This is a genomic window from Demequina mangrovi (assembly GCF_000759715.1).
GTDB lineage: Bacteria > Actinomycetota > Actinomycetes > Actinomycetales > Demequinaceae > Demequina > Demequina mangrovi.
The window spans coordinates 1-1,187 of sequence record NZ_BBLU01000031.1 but is presented as its reverse complement, the minus strand read 5'-3'; the positions used below and the strand labels follow the sequence as shown (position 1 = coordinate 1,187).

Sequence of the window (1,187 nt, the reverse complement as noted above, 5' to 3'; positions counted from 1 at the left end):
GCGCACGGGTGCCGCCGGAGCCCGTCCCCGTGGGCTCCGAGCGGCTCGCCGACCTCCCGCTTCCCGTCGCGGTGCGCGGCGACGCCGTGAGCGCGCAGGCCGCGGCGCGGGCGCTCGCGCTCGGGCATGCGGCGGCCCTGCCTGCTCCCCTGGACGAGCCCTGGACCCGCTGGCTGGCTCGACGCCTCGACGAGCGCGCGGTCACGCTCACCGCGGGCGCGGCTCCCTCGGAGGCTCGCACCGTGCTCGACGTCGGGGACGGGACCGTCGCCGTCGACGGCCGCGTCGAGCCGTGGCAGCCCTCGCTGGTCTCCGCCGCCACCGCCGAGACCCTCGCACGCGCGCACGCCTCGCGCGGGCACGTCGGGCTGCCGCGCGAGGTGCGCTGGGCCGAGCTGTCGCGACCCGAGCCCTCCCCCGGTCGCCTGCTCGCCACGCTCGGGCGCGGCGACGACGGCGACGTCACGCTCGATCTCGATGCCGACGGCCCGCATCTGCTCGTCGCAGGCACCACCGGCGCGGGCAAGTCGGCGCTGCTGGAGACGCTGGTCACCGGCCTCGCGCACGATCATGCGCCGACGCGGCTCGCGATCGCGCTCATCGACCTCAAGGGCGGGGCAGGGCTCGGTGCCTGCGCCGCGCTGCCGCACAGCCGGGGGCTCCTCACGGACCTCGAGCCCTCGGCGGCGCGACGCGCGCTGCTGGGCCTCGCGCATGAGCTGCGCGCCCGCAAGGAGCTGCTGGCGAGCGCCGGGTCGACGTCCTGGACCGACCTCGGGTCCCGGGGCGGCGACGACGAGCCGCCGCCACGCCTGCTGGTGGTGATCGACGAGTTCCAGGAGCTGGGCGGGATGGACCCCGGATTCCTTCCGGAGCTCGCGCGGCTCGCGGCTCAGGGACGGTCGCTCGGGATGCACCTGGTGCTCGCGACGCAGCGGCCCGCGGGGGTGGTCACCCCGGACATCCGCGCGAACGTCGCGACGGTGATCGCGCTGCGCACCGCGAGCGCGGCCGAGTCCCAGGACCTGCTGGGCGACGCGAGCGCGGCGGCGCTGCCCGCCGATGCACCCGGCCGCGCCATCGTCGCGACCGGGACCGTCCGGCGCACGATGCAAGCGGCGCTGCCGCTCGCGCAGCGCCGGGCGCCGGCCCGGAAGCGCGGCGCCTCGGGCTCCCCGGGGCCGTCG

At 78.3% G+C, this 1,187-nt stretch carries 1 protein-coding gene; it reads left to right on the top strand.

All coding sequences use genetic code 11. The features are described from left to right. The coding region (locus TR42_RS13930; RefSeq protein WP_268871174.1) for an FtsK/SpoIIIE domain-containing protein at positions 1–1,187 on the top strand (1,187 nt) is incomplete at both ends.